Genomic DNA, 15,204 nt, shown 5'->3' on the forward strand with positions numbered 1-15,204 from the left:
TGATGGCCTCCAAGACCGACACCCCCCGCGACGCCGACGACGCCGAGGTCGGCGCCGCGGGCTCGCAGCTGTCCACCGCCCCCGAGGAGGAGGCGGCCGGGGAGGTCTCCCTGCCGTCCCTCGGGCCGATCGGCTGGGCCCGGTGGTTCTGGCGGCAGCTGACGTCGATGCGGGTCGCGCTGATCCTGCTGTTCCTGCTCTCGCTGGGCGCCATCCCCGGCTCGCTGGTCCCGCAGACCAGCATCGACCCGACCAAGGTCGAGCAGTTCCGCACCGACCACCCGACGCTGGCGCCGCTGTACGACAAGCTGGGCCTGTTCCACGTCTACAGCTCGGTGTGGTTCTCCGCGATCTACCTGCTGCTGTTCATCTCGCTGATCGGCTGCATCGTGCCGCGCTCGTGGCAGTTCGTCGGCCAGCTGCGCAGCCGCCCGCCGCGCGCCCCGCGCCGGCTGACCCGGCTGCCCGCGTACACGACGTGGCGTACGGACCGGGCGCCCGACGAGGTGCTCGGCGCGGCCCAGCGCCTGCTGAAGAAGCGCCGCTTCCGCGCCCACACCGTCGATGACGCGGTCGCCGCCGAGAAGGGCTACCTGCGCGAAGCGGGCAACCTGATCTTCCATGTCTCACTGATCGTGATCCTGGTCGCGGTCGCCGTCGGCAGCCTGTGGAAGTCCGAGGGCGGCAAGCTGGTCGTCGAGGGAGACGGCTTCGCCAACAGCCTCACCCAGTACGACAACTTCAAATCCGGCGCCTTCTACGACACCGACGACCTCGAACCGTTCGGCTTCTCCCTCAAGAGCTTCGACGCGTCCTACGAGCGCACCGGCCCCCAGAAGGGCACCCCGCGCGAGTTCCGCGCCAACATCTCGTACTTCCAGGGCGCGGACGGCAAGGAACACCCGGGCAAGATCGAGGTCAACCATCCGCTGGAGATCGCGGACTCCAAGATCTTCCTGCTCTCGCACGGCTACGCGCCGGTCGTCGAGGTCACCGACGGCCGCGGCAAGCAGGTCTACAGCGGCGCCGTGCCGTTCCTGCCGCAGGACATGCAGAACTACACCTCCACCGGCGTGGTCAAGGTGCCCAACGCGCAGACCGCCGCCGGCAAGCGCAACCAGCTCGGCTTCTCGGGCTTCTTCGTGCCCACGTACGGCGGCAAGGGCTCCGGCTCGATGTTCTCCACGTTCCCCGCGCTGGACAACCCGCGGCTGACGCTGACCGCGTACCACGGCGACCTCGGCGTGGACTCCGGACTGCCGCAGAGCGTGTACCAGCTGGAGAAGAAGAACCTCAAGCAGTACAAGCAGGACGGCCGCGCCGTCGCCCAGATGATGAAGCCCGGCGAGACCATGAAGCTCCCCGGCGGCGACGGCAGCATCAAGTTCGTCGGCGTCAAGCAGTGGGCCACCTTCCAGGTCTCCCACCAGCCCGGCAACGGCCTCGCCCTGATCGGCGCGATCGCCATCCTGATCGGCCTGGCCGGCTCCCTGTTCATCCAGCGCCGCCGGGTCTGGGTACGGGCCGTACGCGGCGCCGACGGCGTGACCGTCGTCGAGATGGCGGGCCTGGGCCGCAGCGAGTCCACCCGCCTTCCGGAGGAGCTGGCCGATCTGGCGGGGGCGCTGGAGGCGGACGCGCCGTTGGCGGAGGCGGCCACGGATTCCGGCCCGGTCACGGACGAGGACGCGAGCGCGGACTCCGCCCCCGTCCCCGCCCCGTCCCCGGCCGCCGACGAGAAGAAACCCACCCCCACCGGCTCCGAAAGCACGGCGAAGTCCACCGGTTCCACCGACTCCGCCGATGATCCTGCCGACCCCTCCGAAGGAGCGCGCGCGTGAACCTCGCTGCCGCAGCCACCAACGAGAGCCTGGCCAGTATCAGCAACATGCTGATCTACTCGGCCATGGCCGTCTACACCCTCGCCTTCCTCGCGCACCTCGCCGAGTGGGCCTTCGGCAGCCGCAGCAAGGTCGGCCGCACGGCAGCGGCCCTGACCGCCACCGCGCCGGCCCCCGCCAAGGCCCCGGCGGCCCGCACGGCCGAGCAGGGCGGCGGCACCGCCGTACTGGAGCGCCCCAAGGTCGTCACCCGCGCGGCCAACGGCAAGCGGGACGTCCCGGACGGCCCGGGCGCCGCGGGCGGCACCGAGAAGGGCGACCTCTACGGCCGGATCGCCATCTCGCTGACCACCCTCGCGTTCCTGATCCACCTCGGCGGCGTCCTCACCCGCGGCCTGTCCGTGCAGCGTGCCCCCTGGGGCAACATGTACGAGTTCTCCACGACCTTCGGCATGGTCGCGGTCGCCGCGTACCTCATCCTCCTCGCCCTGCGGAAGAACGTCCGCTGGATCGGCCTGCTGCTGACCGCCACCGTCCTGCTGGACCTCGGCGTGGCCGTCACCTGGCTCTACACCGAAAGCTCCCAGCTGGTCCCGGCCCTCCACTCCTACTGGCTGTGGATCCACGTCAGCTGCGCGATCATCTCCGGCGCGTTCCTCTACCTCGGCGCCGTCTCCACGCTGCTCTACCTCTTCCGCGACCGCTACGAGAGCAAGCTGGCCGACCCGAACGGCAAGCAGCCCGGCGCCTTCGCCACCTCCGTGATGGAGCGCCTCCCCGCGGCCGCCAGCCTGGACAAGTTCTCCTACCGCGTGAACGCCACGATCTTCCCCCTGTGGACCTTCACGATCATCGCCGGCGCCATCTGGGCCGGCGAGGCATGGGGCCGCTACTGGGGCTGGGACTCCAAGGAAATCTGGTCCTTCGTCACCTGGGTCGCCTACGCCGCCTACCTCCACGCCCGCGCCACCGTCGGCTGGAAGGGCCGCAAGGCCGCCTACCTGGGCCTGTTCGCGTTCCTGACGTACATCTTCAATTACTACGTCGTGAATTACTTCTTCTCGGGACTGCATTCCTACTCGGGGATCTGATTCGGGGGGCGTGGCTATCGGCCAGCGGCGCTGAGGAGTGGATACGGGCATGCCGTCCGACGCCGAGCGGAGCACGCAGCACGCATTCACGTCGGGCGGTGCCGCCCGGGTACTGGCCGGGGCCTGCCGACGGGCGGGCCTCGACAGTGACGGGGCGCGCCTGATCCGCTTAGGAGAGAACGCGCTGTTCCGGCTGGCGGCACACCCTGTGGTGGTGCGGATCGCCCGCTCGCGGGAGTACCTGGATGCGGTCCAGGGCGAGGTGCGCGTATCCCGCTGGCTGTCACGTACGGGATTCCCCGTGACACGCGTGGTCGACGACCTGGAACAGCCCGTGGTGGTGGACGGCCACCCCGTCACGTTCTGGCATGTGATCGAGGAAGGCCCCCGCAAGCCGACGTACGGAGAACTGGGCGCGGTCCTCCGAGACCTTCATTCGCTCACCGTCCCGGACACACTGGCCTTACCGCCGTACCCGGCCCTGGGCCGGACCGACCGGCGCATCGCAACAGCAGCCGGCATACCGGAGGACGACCGCGCCTTCCTGCGCAAGCGCGCCGGAGAACTCCGGGAACGTGTCGCGGGCCTGCGCTTCGAATCCCGGAAATGCGCCGTGCACGGTGACGCGCACGTGCAGAACCTGATGGTGGATCGCGGTGGCCGGGTCACCCTGATCGATCTCGAACGATTCAGCTTCGACCATCCCGAATGGGATCTGATGGTCACCGCCACCGAGCATCACAGCCTGGGGTGGCAGACGAAGGAACAGTACGGTGCTTTCGTCGGCGCATATGGCCGGGACCTGCGCGGCTGGCCGGGCTTCCCCACCCTGCGAGCTTTGCAGGAATTCAAGATGACGACGTGGCTCATGCAGAACGTCGCCGAGAGTGCCGAAACGGCGGCGGAGTACGCCCGGCGCATCTCCTCGCTGCGGAACGAGGACGAGCCACGCGACTGGAGCCCGGGATGACCCGCGTCACTCGTCGTCCATCCTGCCCATGGCCTGCCGCACCTGTTCGGTGAAGCGCTGCACGACAGGATGGGCCGCGCGGGCCGACACCTCGCACCGGAAGTCGTCCACGTAACGCTGGAACCGGGCTGACTGGAGGGCGTCTCCCGCTTCGACGGCGAGCCCGGCGGTGGCCAGAGCAGCTTCGAGTTCTCCGTTGAGCAACTGACTCTGGGCGAGCACCATGCGGCAGAAACCGAGCGAGCGGGCGTACTTGGGGTCGGTGAGCTCTACGGCGCGTTCGGCGAACCGGACTGCCTCCGTTCCCTGCCCGAGGTCTCGGAAACAGTGGCAGAACTCGCCGTTCAGCTCGGCTTCATCCATGTAAGCGAGCCAGTCCGGGTCATCGGCACTCCCGGCCTGCGCGAAGAACCTCTCAGCCTCGTTCATCGCGCGGGCAGCGCCCTTGTGGTCCAGTGCCGTGGACAAGGCGCGAGCCTCGTGGGCGGAGAACAGTGCCATCGCGCGAGGCGTGGAACCGGCCTTGCCACCCTCCACCGACGCACGGGCCAACGTCAGGGCCCGCGGCGCATTACCCAGGTAGTTGGCCTGATGGCTCAAGTTGGCCAGAATTCGCGCGCCCATCATGCGGTCGCCCACTACATGAGAAAGTCGCAGAGTCGACAGCAGGTAACGCTCGGCGAGAGCATGGTTCCCGATGTCGTACGCGCTCCAGGCCAACAACTGCGACATTTCCGAGACGGCCTTGAACAATGCCTCACCCACCTTGGCGCTGTAGCAGGCTCCCAGGAGGGGAAGTACGTCTTCCCGAAAGTAGTGCCGAAAGGCTTTGTGCGCATGCCCGCCACCGAACCGGAAGTCCAGCTGCATGAAGAACCCGGCGGCAGTACGGATCGCGGCGACATCCCGTATGCCGACTCGGCGAGTGACAGGGGCGCCACTGGGCACGCCCTCCGACCGGGAGACCAGCCAGGTAAGGACAGCGGAATGCACATCGGCGTCCGGGAGCTGGGTTTCGTCCGACCGGCCGCCCTCGGGGCACTGGTGCGTGAGGCCGCCAAGTGCATCCAGTAACTCGGGGAGCGACCGGGCGTAGTCCATACCGAATGAGCTGCCGAGAGCCCGCGGGACACCGGAAAACCCCAGCTCTTGTGGCGTAAGCCTCCGCCGTAACTTGTCGCTCAATGCCTCGGCTGCGTACAGCGCGGTCTGCCGCTGGATGCCCTTCCCGTCCAGCCACCGCTGGACGGCGACATGCGTGGTGCCGAGGTGATCGCCATGTCGTTGCGCGACCTCACGCATGCGTTTGGCCAGCCCTTTGTTCGAGGCTCCGGCTTCCGCCATGACGGCGGCCAAGCGGTGGTTCGGCTCTTGGCGCATGTCCCAGCCGCCCTTCCGGAGGTCACGGTGGGTGCCCATGGTGGCACGGTGAGTTCGCTCGCGTAAGGGTTCACCGTGAACCCCCTGGAGCGGTATTCCGAACCTCGTGTGCACGTGAACTCCCGTATCGACGCTGCCTATGGGCCGAAGACGGTCGTTGACTGTCGAGACAAGACGCCCGGTGGTGCGTGACGGCATCCCGGGGCATGGCCAATCCGGAGGAGGCAGGTCGACATGCGGAACCGAATGAGTAGGGCTTTCGGGGCGCCACTGAGCGCTTCGCGCCACGCGGCGGTGGGATGGTGAGCGTTCACCCGCGACTGCTTCCCTGGCCGGGACTGGCCGGGCAGCGCTCTTATCTCGTGGCCGACGACAACGGCGGCATTCTGTCCCGGCTCGCCGACGAGATGGAGGAAGTCCAGCTCACCATGGGGGCTGAACTGCTCGACCACGCGACCGAAATACTCGGAGGCCGGAAGGCCGGGGCCCTCGAATTCCGTTTCTTGAGCACCCGACTGTGCGAAGCGCTGCGCGACGCATTGCGGGTGGCCGAAAGCAGGGGCGGGTTGCTGGCCGAACATGATGACGCCGTTGCCGAGTCGGAAGAGCGGCAGGCGCTCGACGACGAGGTGACCGAATGAGCCGGACGGGACAGGAGCCGTACGGGTGTTGCTCGCCCCATTGGCGAGCAACACCGTCAGCCGCGAATCAGACGGCCGACTGGCTGTGCTGGTCCGGATCACCCGCCGTGGGGCCCCGATCGCCACCGCCCCGTTGCGGCTGACCGTATCCGAGGCAGAACGAGTCCACGCCGCGCTGTGCCATGCCCTCGACCAGGAGCCCGCGCCAAAGCCGACCGGCGACCGGCCAGCTTCTGCTCGGGGACCTGGTCCACCCGCCCCACCCCGACCTGCCGAACCCCGTGCCGTGCGCGATGGTGGGCTCATGGAGCGTCTGGAGAGTTCTGTGCCGTACGGCACTGCTGTTTCCGCCGGTGATACTCACACCCTCCGGTATGAGCTGCGTTTTCCGCAGGGGGCGGAGCGGGTCTGGGAGGCGGTGGCTACTCGGGAGGGGCTGCCGGGGTGGCTTGCTGTGGCCGAGCCGTTTGTGCGGCATGAGGGTGGGGTGATCACGCTTCGGTGGCAGAACACCGATGAGCACGGGAACGCGACGGTGGCTCCCGGGCGGGTCACGGGCTGGGGGCCGGTGCGGCTGGCGGAGTACACCGTCGACGTTCACGGCCGTATGCGCTTCGACCTCCGGGACGAGGGCTCCGAGGGCACCCGTCTGCGCTTCACGAACGAGTTCACCGGCTCCGCCGCCTCCCGCCTGGACTGCCTGGCCGGCTGGCACCACCACTTCGAGTTTCTCGCCGACGCGCTCGACGGCCGTCCCAAGGACTGGTCCACGTGGAACTTGGATCGGTGGCGGGAGCTGCGTGCCGACTACGCGGCCGCAGGACAGTAAGGGTCAGGCCGGTGTGGGGGACAGGCCCGGGGTTTCCGCCGGGGCCGGGTAGGGGCGTTCCTCGGGGAGGAGGGCGGTCGCGGCTGCGGTGTTGCCCTCGCGGACGAGGGCGTGGATCTTGTGGGCCAGCGGGGTGACGTCGCGGATCGCGACCGTCCACTCGTCGGCGTAGCGGCGGGACGCCTCGCCCGACAGGCCCAGCTGGAGGGAGCGGTGGGGGAGCGCGGCCAGGTGCAGGTCGCGTTCGGGGTCCCATTGGATGCGGGCGGGGGAGTGCCGCAGCTGGTGTTTCCAGGTGTCCCGGTCGGGGTGGACGGCCGGGTCGTAGTGGGACAGGCAGGCGTGGCGCAGGGCCCAGTCGAAGCCGGTGCGGTCGAGTTCGATGGCGAGGACGCGTTCCTGGTCGGGCTTGGTGGCCCAGCCGCAGCGGTACATCATCCACAGGAACGACGGTTTGATCCACGTCATCCGCTCCCGCTTCCACGCGGGCGGGAAGCGGCCGTCGCGGGCGGCGGGGAGGCCGAGGGACGGGGCGTACGCCTGGTAGACGGTGATCGTGGTGGCGGTGTGGGCGGCGCGGATGCGGCGCGGGGGTTCGGTGGGGGATGGGTGGGGCTGGTTGTTCATGGGGCGTCAGTCTGCGGTTCGATGCCCTGAGCGGCCACTGAATTTGCGGGGTCGGGGTCAGGCGGGACGGCCCGGGTTGATGGCGTTGAGCTGGGCGCGCAGGTACGTGTGGGAGTCGGCGAGGGGGCCGATGCGGGTGCCGGGGTCGCACTCGTAGAAGTAGACGAGGGACATCAGCTCTTCGGCGGGGGCGTCGGGCGGGGGCGGCAGGACGCGGTGGCGGCCGGCGCGCCAGCGGCCGTCGGTCCAGCGGGCCATGAGGTCGCCGATGTTGACGGTCAGGGAGCCGGGGACGTACGGGGCGTCCTGCCAGCCGGTGCCGCCGTGGGCCGGGTCGGTCCAGACCTGGAGGCCGCCCTTGCCGTGCTGCCGGTCCAGGACCGTGACCGTGCCGAAGTCGGTGTGCGGGCCGATGCGGAACTGGCCGGGCAGCGCCTCGCCCACCGTCCGCGTACCCGGATACCAGTTGATGTTGAAGCCCCAGGTGGGGTGTGCGGTGTGGCGGGTGAAGCGGTCGGGGGCGGCGCCGAGTGTGGTGGCGAGGAGTTCGAGGAGGGAGTCGGAGAGGGCGCGCAGGGCGGTCAGCAGGTCCTGGACGTCGAGGCGGAGGGCCGGGACCTGGTGGGGCCAGATGTTGGGCAGGAACCACTCGGCGTCGACGGCCGGATCGCCGGTCGGCTCCTCGGAGGCGAAGGACAGCGACTCCTTGAGGTCCGGCGGTGTCGCGGTGCCCTCGGCGGCGCCGTTCGCCTCGGCGCCTGGGCCCAGCCAGCCGCGCCCGCCGACCTCGGTGGCGTACGGCTGCTTCTCCGCGGCGGGCAGGGCGAAGAACGTGCGGGCGGTGCGGCGGATGCGGGTGCGCAGGTCCTGGTCGAGGCCGTGGCCGGTGATGAGGAGGAAGCCGGTGGTCCGCAGGGCCGTGTCGACGGCCGCCGCGGTCGCGCGGCGCGCGTCCGGGCCGTCGGACCGCCAGCGGGCGAGGTCGATGGTGGGGATGGCGAGGCCGGTGGTGGGGGCGGGGCCGTGCTCGGGCGCGGGGTCACGGGTCTCATTCATCGCCGATGTCCTCGTGCCACAGCTTGGGGCGGGCCGCGATGAACTCCCGCATCATGGCCACGCATTCCGCGTCGTCCAGCAGCACGATGCGTACGCCGCTCTGCGCCAGCCAGTCGTGTCCGCCGTGGTACGTACGGGCCTCGCCGATCACGACGCGCGAGATGCCGAACTGGCGGACCAGGCCGCTGCAGAACCAGCACGGGGAGAGGGTGGTGACCATCGTGGTGCCGCGGTAGTGGCGCTGCCGGCCGGCGGCGCGGAAGGCGGTGGTCTCCGCGTGTGCGGTGGGGTCGCCGTCCTGGACGCGCCGGTTGCGGCCGCGTCCGAGGAGGGCACCGTCGGGGCCGTACAGCGCGGCACCGATGGGGATGCCGCCCTCGGCCAGTCCGGCCCGTGCCTCGGCGACCGCCGTCGCCAGCATCGCGCGCTCCAGATCCTTCACGACGGCCACTCTCCTCGCCCGGGAGCGGTCCGGCAACGTACGGGCCGCGATCCGGCCGGTGGGCGAGGGGCGAGGGGCGCGCGGAGTGGTCGTACGCCCCGGGCCGAGGGCGCGCGGCGTACGGCCGTGCGCTCCGGGAGGCGGGACGGCCGTACGCTCCGGGCCGACGGCGCACGGAACGGCCCTGCGCCAGGAGCCGACAGCCCGCAAACGCCCCCACGCCCCGAAGGCCGGGCCCTCAGCCCTTGGCCGGCGGGTTGTTCCCCTCGCCGTCCGACGAACCGTTTTCCTTGCGCCGCAGTTCCTCCTCGCGGCGCCGCAGGTCCGCCTCCCAGTCCTTCAGGAGCGCCTCGTCCTTCTTGTTCTCGTCCTTGAGCGAGCGCAGGAACTCGGGGTTGTCGTCCGGTGCGACCCACTTCTGCGCCGGGCCGCGCGCGCCGCCGGGCCACGGCGCGCCACCGCCGGCGTGTTCGCGCCGCGGGCGGCCGGCCACCAGCCAGGCGACCGGGCCGATGAGCACTTCGCCGAACAGCAGGATGATGAAGACCCAGGCGATCTTCGGCAGGCCGCGGACCTGGTTCTCCGGCGTGTTCAGGCAGTCGATGAACGCGTAGATCCACAGCGCCAGGATCAGAAGGAACGGCAGATACCTGAGCATTGCGGAAGCAGCCCCCCTGTGCTGACGGGCGGGCCTCGCGGGGCCCGGTGACCCGTCCAGGGTAGTGCGTACCGGATACTGGACAGCATGGCTTATGACGATCTTCGCTCGTTCCTGCGCGCGCTCGACCGGGAGGGTGACCTCAAGCGCATCAAGGCCGAGGTCGATCCGCATCTGGAAGTCGGCGAGATCGTCGACCGGGTGCAGAAGGCCGGTGGCCCGGCACTGCTCTTCGAGAACGTCAAGGGCTCGTCGATGCCGCTGGCCATGAACGTGTACGGCACCGACCGCCGGCTGCTGAAGGCGCTCGGCCTGACGTCGTACGACGAGATCAGCGACAAGATCGGCGGGCTGCTCAAGCCGGAGCTGCCGCACGGCTTCGTCGGTGTGCGCGAAGCCTTCGGCAAGCTCGCGAACATGGCGCACGTCCCGCCGAAGAAGGTCAAGGGCGACAGCGCCCCGGTCCAGGAGGTCGTGCTCCAGGGCGACGAGGTGGACCTGGAGCGGCTGCCCGCGCTGTTCACCTGGCCGCAGGACGGCGGGTCGTTCTTCAACCTGGGCCTGACCCACACCAAGCACCCGGAGACCGGTGTGCGCAACCTCGGTCTGTACCGCCTCCAGCGCCACGACAAGCGCACCATCGGCATGCACTGGCAGATCCACAAGGACAGTCGCAACCACTACCAGGTGGCCGCCAAGCGCGGCGAGAAGCTGCCGGTCGCCATCGCCTTCGGCTGCCCGCCGGCCGTCACCTACGCCTCCACCGCGCCGCTGCCCGGCGACATGGACGAGTACATGTTCGCCGGCTTCATCCAGGGCAAGCGGATCGAGATGGTGGACTGCAAGACCGTGCCGCTCCAGGTACCGGCCAACGCCGAGGTCGTACTGGAAGGCTGGCTGGAGCCCGGCGAGATGCTGCCGGAGGGTCCCTTCGGCGACCACACCGGCTTCTACACGCCGCAGGAGCCGTTCCCGGCGCTGACCATCGACTGTGTGACGATGCGCCGGCGTCCGCTGCTCCAGTCGATCGTGGTGGGCCGGCCGCCGACGGAGGACGGCCCGCTGGGCCGGGCCACCGAGCGGTTCTTCCTGCCGCTGCTCAAGATCATCGTGCCGGACATCGTGGACTACCACCTGCCCGAGTCGGGCGGCTTCCACAACTGCGCGATCGTCTCGATCGACAAGAAGTACCCCAAGCACGCCCAGAAGGTGATGCACGCCATCTGGGGCGCCCACATGATGTCGCTGACCAAGCTGATCATCGTGGTCGACGCCGACTGCGACGTGCACAACCTGCACGAGGTCTCCTGGCGGGCGCTGGGCAACACCGACTACGCGCGCGACCTGACCGTCGTCGAGGGGCCGGTCGATCACCTCGACCACGCCTCGTACCAGCAGTTCTGGGGCGGCAAGGCGGGCATCGACGCGACGCGCAAGCTGCCCGAGGAGGGGTACACCAGGGACGGCGGCTGGCCGGAGATGGTCGAGTCGGACACCGCGACGGCGGCGAAGGTCGACCGCCGCTGGAAGGAGTACGGGTTCTAGACATGAGCGCCGATTCAGCGACACCGGATCTCTTCGCCCCCGAACCCGCACCGCCCGGCCGGATCAAAGCCTTCCTCCGGCTGGTGATGATCGAGCACTCGGTCTTCGCGCTGCCCTTCGCCTACATCGCCTCGCTGACCGCGATGCACCAGTGGGACAAGACCGTCCACTGGGTCAAGCTGCTGCTGGTCACGGTCGCGATGGTGGGGCTGCGCACGTTCGCGATGGCCGCCAACCGCATCATCGACCGGGAGATCGACGCCCGTAACCCGCGCACCGCGGGCCGCGAGCTGGTCACCGGCGCGGTCTCGGTGCGCTCCGCCTGGACCGGCGCGCTGATCGCGGTGGTCTTCTTCCTGGGCGCCGCCGCCCTGCTCAACCCGCTGTGCCTGGCGCTGGCGCCGATCGCCGTCATCCCGATGGTGGTCTATCCGTACGGCAAGCGCTTCACGAACTTCCCGCACGCGATCCTCGGTCTGGCCCAGGCGATGGGCCCGGTCGGCGCGTGGATAGCCGTCACGGGGTCCTGGTCCTGGGACGCGGTGATCCTCGGCCTGGCCGTGGGCGTCTGGATCGGCGGCTTCGACCTGATCTTCGCCTGCCAGGACGTGCAGGCGGACCGGGCGCACGGCGTGAAGTCCGTACCGGCCCGCTTCGGCATCCCGGCGGCCCTGCACGGCGCCCGCGCCAGCCACGCCGTCACCACGGCGCTGCTGGTCTGGTACGCGCTCGCCACCCACGCCGGGGTGTTCTTCTGGCTCGGCCTGGTGATCGTCGTCGGCGCGTTCCTCTACGAGCACACCATCGTGCGCCCGCACGACCTCTCCCGGCTGAACCGGGCGTTCTTCCAGGTCAACGGCTTCATCGGTATAGCGCTGTTCGTCTGCGCGCTGCTGGACCTGATCGTGCGCGGCCTGACGGTCTGACGGCCCTGCCAACGACGAAGCGCTCCGGGGCCTGCCCCGGAGCGCTTTGTGACGTCTGGTGCGTTACGGCTTGACCATCGGCCAGGCGACGGCCTTCGGGTACGACCAGAACTCGCCGCGGTTCGCCTTCACCGTGGCGATGATGGCGAACACGATGCTGGTGATCTCGAACGCCACGACCAGCAGCGCGACGATCATGATGGCGAGCGGGGCCGCCAGCGGCGCCCGCCCTCCGTTCGCGTGCTCCAGGCCGATGCCGACGAGCAGGGCGGAGAAATAGAGCACGGCGCCGATCGCCACCACGATGGCCTGGGTGATGCCGAAGTTCATGGCCTGGGTGCTGTGGTGGCGCACCAGCGGATCGTGCCGGTTCTGCTCGTTGCCGCGGATCGTCATCGGGGCGATCCAGCCGAGGACGCCGCCCAGGCCGCAGCAGAAGCTGGAGCCGACGGTGATGGTCAGCAGCGCGCCCAGGTGGGCCCACATGGCGCTGGTCGTCGGGGGCCGCATCGGCTGCGCGTAGCCGGGCTGCCCGCCGGGGCCCCAGCCGCCGCCCTGCGGGTACTGGCCAGGGCCTTGCGCGTATCCGCCGGGCCCCTGGGCGTACGGGCCGGAGGCGCCGCCCTGGCCCGGACCGGGACCGTACCCGGGGCCCGGGCCGTACGACTGGGGGCCGGGAGCCTGGCCGTAACCGCCGCCCTGCGGGGGCGGCGCGGGCTGCTGCTCGGGCCCGGCGCCGTACGGGGGCGGTGTCTGCGCCGACTGTGGGGCCTGCTGGGGCTGCTGCTGGTCCTGCGGAGCCTGCTGGTCCTGCTGCTGGTCCTGCGGAGCCGGCTGCCGGTCCTGAGGCTGCTGCGGCTCGTCGGGCTTGTGGAATTCGACCATGCCAGGTCCCCCCAAGGGTCGTGCTGTTCTGTGCCGCGGCGCGCGACCTTGCGAACGCGCCGTCCGGCGAGACTACGGGATCGGCCGGGCCGTACCACCGGGCGGCGCCTCGGCCGCCCGCTGCCGGAAGACGAACGCCGCCAGCACGCCGCCCACCAGCCCGAACAGATGGCCCTGCCAGCTGACGCCATTGTCGCTCGGCAGCGCGCCCCACAGGATCGAGCCGTACACCACGGCGACGAGCGCGCCGAGGGCGATGTCCAGCGGCTTGTGGTCGATGAAGCCGCGTATCAGCAGATACCCGAAGAGGCCGAAGACGACGCCGGAGGCACCGGCGGTGTTGCTGCCCGCTGGCGCGGTCAGCCAGACGCCCAGTCCGCTGGTCAGCGCGATGAGCAGGGCCACACCGACGAACCGGGCGAGGCCGCTGCGCAGCGCGGCGAGGAAGCCGAGGAGCAGCAGCGGCAGGGTGTTCGCGGCGAGGTGGTCGAAGCCGAAGTGGATGAAGGCGGCGGGCAGCACATCCGCCAGCTCGCTCATCTCGCGCGGTCGTACGCCGAAGGTGTCCAGCGCGTTCCCCGAAGCGGCGTCGGCCATCTCCAGGACCCACAGCAGCGCGACCCACCCCAGCATCAGCGCGGCGGCCGGCTTCGCGCGCTCCAGCGCTCGCGTCATCATCGGCGGCACCTTCCTTTCCCCGTTCACTTCTCCAAACGGCCGTGACGGGTCCGGTGGTTCCGCCGGATAGGCTCGATGCCGTGGAACCGCAGGACAACAACCCCAGTCAGCCCGGTGTCACAAGGCCCGGCGGCCGCTCCGCCCGGCCGGGCACCGGGTCCGCCGATGCGCCCCGCCGTCCCTGGGTGGTGGGTGTCTCGGGCGCGTCCGGCACGCCGTACGCGGCGTCCGTGGTGCGCGGCCTGCTCGCGGCGGGGGAAGCGGTGGACCTGGTCGTCAGCCGGGCTTCGCGGCTGACGCTGCTGGACGAGACGGGCATCTCCTTCCGGGACGCGCACTGGCGCGCCGACCTGCGGGAGTGGCTGGCGCTCGGCGCGGACGGCAAGCCGGGCACGTTCGCGGTCACGGAAGCGGACCTGGATCTGGTGCGCTACTGGCCGGCCGGGGACCTCGCGGCGGGGCCGTCGTCGGGTTCGTACCCCGTCAAGGGAATGCTGATCGTGCCGGCGAGTACGGCGTGTGTGGCCGGGGTCGCGCTGGGGCTGTCGAAGGACCTGCTCCAGCGGGTGGCGAGCGTGACGCTCAAGGAGCGCAGGAGGCTGGTGGTCGCGGTGCGGGAGACCCCGCTGAACGGGCAGACCCTCAAGCATCTGGTGACGCTGGACGAGGCGGGCGCTGTGGTGCTGCCCGCCTCTCCGGCGTTCTACGCGGGAGCGACGCACATCCAGGATCTGGTGGACTTCGTCGCGGGCCGGGTGCTGGACGCGGCCGGGGTGCCGCACCGGCTCTACCGGCGGTGGGTGGGGGAGCTGGGCTCGGGCTCCAGGGAGGCCGACTAGCGCTTCTTGGCGGAGCCGTTGCGGCCGAAGCGGCGCTTGCCCTCAGCGGCGGCGGCAGGACGGTGGGCACGAGAACGATTGGCCAGGTCCTGCAGCTCGCGCATGCGGGCGTAGGCCATCTCGATCGAGTACACGGTGACTTCTCCTGTGAAAGATCGTCTTTGATCAACTGAGATTGACGGTTTGCAGGGTCGCAGCCCCTGTATGCCTTAGATTCTACATGGAAAAGCCGGGATTGCAGAGCGAATGGAAGGTCAGGGGCGTATGGATGCCGTAGATAGGCAGCTCATCCAGGCACTGCGGGAGAACGGCAGGGCCTCGTACGCGGAGCTGGGCCGGCTCGTGGGCCTGTCCGGGCCCAGCGTCACCGACCGGATCAACCGCCTGGAGGCGGCCGGCGTGATCACCGGCTACCGGGCCACCGTCGACGCGGCCTCGCTCGGCCTGGGCGTCACGGCCCTGGTCGGCATCTCCCTCTCGGACGCCGCCGACCACGAGGACGTGGCCATGCGGCTGCGCGACCTCGCGGAGATCGAGGACGCCTGGTTCATCGCGGGCGACGACTCGTACATGCTCAAGGTCCGGGTCAGCGACGTGGACGGCCTGGAGCGCACCATCCGCAGGCTCTCCGGGACCAAGGGCGTCTCCCGTACGCGTACCACCATCGTGCTCTCCACCAAGTGGGAGAACCGCGTCGGCGAGCTGCCCGAGGACGCGTAGGACCCCGCTTCCACGCCTGTACGGCGGGCCCCCGGCCGTACAGGCGTGGGGGCCCGCCGGGGCAGGAAAACGGGGG

Annotated in this window: 17 protein-coding genes; 9 read left to right on the top strand and 8 right to left on the bottom strand. The window is 70.1% G+C overall.

Features of this window, described 5'->3' with window-relative positions; genetic code table 11:
- Nucleotides 1-2: 2 nt before the first annotated feature.
- Genes resB through CP984_RS21585 form a run of 3 tightly spaced genes read left to right on the top strand, consistent with a single transcriptional unit; the run spans nucleotide 3 to nucleotide 3,902 of the window.
- Nucleotides 3-1,841 carry a cytochrome c biogenesis protein ResB gene (gene resB, locus CP984_RS21575; RefSeq protein WP_003980989.1) on the top strand — a complete coding sequence of 613 codons (1,839 nt, stop codon included), beginning with the start codon at nucleotides 3-5 and terminating at the stop codon, nucleotides 1,839-1,841.
- The gene (gene ccsB / locus CP984_RS21580) at nucleotides 1,838-2,932 is read left to right on the top strand and encodes a c-type cytochrome biogenesis protein CcsB (protein ID WP_003980990.1); all 1,095 of its coding nucleotides are present in this window, start codon (nucleotides 1,838-1,840) and stop codon (nucleotides 2,930-2,932) included. The genes resB and ccsB overlap by 4 nt, the downstream gene beginning before the upstream one ends.
- Before the next feature lie 49 nt (nucleotides 2,933-2,981).
- Nucleotides 2,982-3,902, top strand: a complete 921-nt coding sequence (locus CP984_RS21585) for a phosphotransferase enzyme family protein (RefSeq protein ID WP_003980991.1) — start codon at nucleotides 2,982-2,984, stop codon at nucleotides 3,900-3,902.
- Between the two features lie 6 nt (nucleotides 3,903-3,908).
- Here CP984_RS21585 and CP984_RS21590 read toward each other — a convergent pair whose 3' ends face one another.
- A complete protein-coding gene (locus CP984_RS21590; RefSeq protein WP_003980992.1) occupies nucleotides 3,909-5,321 on the bottom strand; it encodes a hypothetical protein in 1,413 nt (470 codons plus the stop codon).
- A gap of 323 nt (nucleotides 5,322-5,644) precedes the next feature.
- Between CP984_RS21590 and CP984_RS21595 the strand changes: the two genes are divergently transcribed.
- Together CP984_RS21595 and CP984_RS21605 are read left to right on the top strand one after the other, a co-directional pair.
- The gene (locus CP984_RS21595; RefSeq protein ID WP_306464333.1) at nucleotides 5,645-5,923 is read left to right on the top strand and encodes a hypothetical protein; all 279 of its coding nucleotides are present in this window, start codon (nucleotides 5,645-5,647) and stop codon (nucleotides 5,921-5,923) included.
- A gap of 304 nt (nucleotides 5,924-6,227) precedes the next feature.
- Nucleotides 6,228-6,752, top strand: coding sequence for an SRPBCC domain-containing protein (locus CP984_RS21605; RefSeq protein ID WP_030183585.1), 525 nt, complete (start codon nucleotides 6,228-6,230; stop codon nucleotides 6,750-6,752).
- 3 nt (nucleotides 6,753-6,755) lie between these two features.
- On the opposite strand, the gene CP984_RS21610 is transcribed toward CP984_RS21605, so the two are convergent.
- The 4 genes from CP984_RS21610 to CP984_RS21625 all read right to left on the bottom strand — a co-directional run bounded on the left by CP984_RS21610 (nucleotide 6,756) and on the right by CP984_RS21625 (nucleotide 9,535).
- Complete coding sequence (locus CP984_RS21610) at nucleotides 6,756-7,379, bottom strand: DUF4291 domain-containing protein (RefSeq protein WP_003980995.1); 624 nt, start codon at nucleotides 7,377-7,379, stop codon at nucleotides 6,756-6,758.
- A 57-nt stretch (nucleotides 7,380-7,436) separates the two neighbouring features.
- A complete protein-coding gene (locus CP984_RS21615) occupies nucleotides 7,437-8,435 on the bottom strand; it encodes an isopenicillin N synthase family dioxygenase (protein ID WP_003980996.1) in 999 nt (332 codons plus the stop codon).
- A complete protein-coding gene (locus tag CP984_RS21620) occupies nucleotides 8,428-8,856 on the bottom strand; it encodes a nucleoside deaminase (RefSeq protein ID WP_043979823.1) in 429 nt (142 codons plus the stop codon). The genes CP984_RS21615 and CP984_RS21620 overlap by 8 nt, the downstream gene beginning before the upstream one ends.
- Before the next feature lie 259 nt (nucleotides 8,857-9,115).
- Nucleotides 9,116-9,535 (bottom strand): PLD nuclease N-terminal domain-containing protein, encoded by a 420-nt coding sequence (locus CP984_RS21625; protein WP_030183589.1) that lies wholly within the window; start codon nucleotides 9,533-9,535, stop codon nucleotides 9,116-9,118.
- Nucleotides 9,536-9,622: 87 nt separating this feature from the next.
- Here CP984_RS21625 and CP984_RS21630 point away from each other — a divergent pair, with 87 nt between their 5' ends.
- Nucleotides 9,623-11,080, top strand: coding sequence for a menaquinone biosynthesis decarboxylase (locus CP984_RS21630; RefSeq protein ID WP_003986109.1), 1,458 nt, complete (start codon nucleotides 9,623-9,625; stop codon nucleotides 11,078-11,080).
- Nucleotides 11,081-11,082: 2 nt separating this feature from the next.
- A complete protein-coding gene (mqnP, locus tag CP984_RS21635) occupies nucleotides 11,083-12,006 on the top strand; it encodes a menaquinone biosynthesis prenyltransferase MqnP (RefSeq protein WP_003986108.1) in 924 nt (307 codons plus the stop codon).
- A gap of 63 nt (nucleotides 12,007-12,069) precedes the next feature.
- Here mqnP and CP984_RS21640 read toward each other — a convergent pair whose 3' ends face one another.
- Both CP984_RS21640 and CP984_RS21645 read right to left on the bottom strand, forming a co-directional pair.
- Nucleotides 12,070-12,891 (bottom strand): DUF4870 domain-containing protein, encoded by an 822-nt coding sequence (locus tag CP984_RS21640; protein WP_003986107.1) that lies wholly within the window; start codon nucleotides 12,889-12,891, stop codon nucleotides 12,070-12,072.
- A 72-nt stretch (nucleotides 12,892-12,963) separates the two neighbouring features.
- Nucleotides 12,964-13,569, bottom strand: a complete 606-nt coding sequence (locus CP984_RS21645; RefSeq protein WP_003986106.1) for a rhomboid family intramembrane serine protease — start codon at nucleotides 13,567-13,569, stop codon at nucleotides 12,964-12,966.
- Between the two features lie 185 nt (nucleotides 13,570-13,754).
- On the opposite strand from CP984_RS21645, the gene CP984_RS21650 reads away from it, so the two are divergent.
- Nucleotides 13,755-14,408, top strand: a complete 654-nt coding sequence (locus CP984_RS21650) for a UbiX family flavin prenyltransferase (RefSeq protein WP_030183596.1) — start codon at nucleotides 13,755-13,757, stop codon at nucleotides 14,406-14,408.
- On the opposite strand, the gene CP984_RS41355 is transcribed toward CP984_RS21650, so the two are convergent.
- Complete coding sequence (locus tag CP984_RS41355) at nucleotides 14,405-14,542, bottom strand: hypothetical protein (RefSeq protein ID WP_003986104.1); 138 nt, start codon at nucleotides 14,540-14,542, stop codon at nucleotides 14,405-14,407. The genes CP984_RS21650 and CP984_RS41355 overlap by 4 nt on opposite strands.
- A gap of 130 nt (nucleotides 14,543-14,672) precedes the next feature.
- Here CP984_RS41355 and CP984_RS21655 point away from each other — a divergent pair, with 130 nt between their 5' ends.
- Nucleotides 14,673-15,128, top strand: coding sequence for an Lrp/AsnC family transcriptional regulator (locus CP984_RS21655; protein ID WP_003986103.1), 456 nt, complete (start codon nucleotides 14,673-14,675; stop codon nucleotides 15,126-15,128).
- Nucleotides 15,129-15,204: the final 76 nt, after the last annotated feature.

The sequence above is a fragment of the Streptomyces rimosus genome, from assembly GCF_008704655.1.
Lineage (GTDB): Bacteria > Actinomycetota > Actinomycetes > Streptomycetales > Streptomycetaceae > Streptomyces > Streptomyces rimosus.

Coding starts and splice junctions, on each gene's coding strand:
- resB (WP_003980989.1), top strand. CDS start 3: ATGGCCTCCAAGACCGACACCCCCCGCGACGCCGACGACGCCGAGGTC.
- CP984_RS21585 (WP_003980991.1), top strand. CDS start 2,982: ATGCCGTCCGACGCCGAGCGGAGCACGCAGCACGCATTCACGTCGGGC.
- CP984_RS21590 (WP_003980992.1), bottom strand. CDS start 5,321: ATGGGCACCCACCGTGACCTCCGGAAGGGCGGCTGGGACATGCGCCAA.
- CP984_RS21605 (WP_030183585.1), top strand. CDS start 6,228: ATGGAGCGTCTGGAGAGTTCTGTGCCGTACGGCACTGCTGTTTCCGCC.
- CP984_RS21610 (WP_003980995.1), bottom strand. CDS start 7,379: ATGAACAACCAGCCCCACCCATCCCCCACCGAACCCCCGCGCCGCATC.
- CP984_RS21615 (WP_003980996.1), bottom strand. CDS start 8,435: ATGAATGAGACCCGTGACCCCGCGCCCGAGCACGGCCCCGCCCCCACC.
- CP984_RS21620 (WP_043979823.1), bottom strand. CDS start 8,856: ATGCTGGCGACGGCGGTCGCCGAGGCACGGGCCGGACTGGCCGAGGGC.
- CP984_RS21625 (WP_030183589.1), bottom strand. CDS start 9,535: ATGCTCAGGTATCTGCCGTTCCTTCTGATCCTGGCGCTGTGGATCTAC.
- CP984_RS21630 (WP_003986109.1), top strand. CDS start 9,623: ATGGCTTATGACGATCTTCGCTCGTTCCTGCGCGCGCTCGACCGGGAG.
- mqnP (WP_003986108.1), top strand. CDS start 11,083: ATGAGCGCCGATTCAGCGACACCGGATCTCTTCGCCCCCGAACCCGCA.
- CP984_RS21640 (WP_003986107.1), bottom strand. CDS start 12,891: ATGGTCGAATTCCACAAGCCCGACGAGCCGCAGCAGCCTCAGGACCGG.
- CP984_RS21645 (WP_003986106.1), bottom strand. CDS start 13,569: ATGATGACGCGAGCGCTGGAGCGCGCGAAGCCGGCCGCCGCGCTGATG.
- CP984_RS21655 (WP_003986103.1), top strand. CDS start 14,673: ATGGATGCCGTAGATAGGCAGCTCATCCAGGCACTGCGGGAGAACGGC.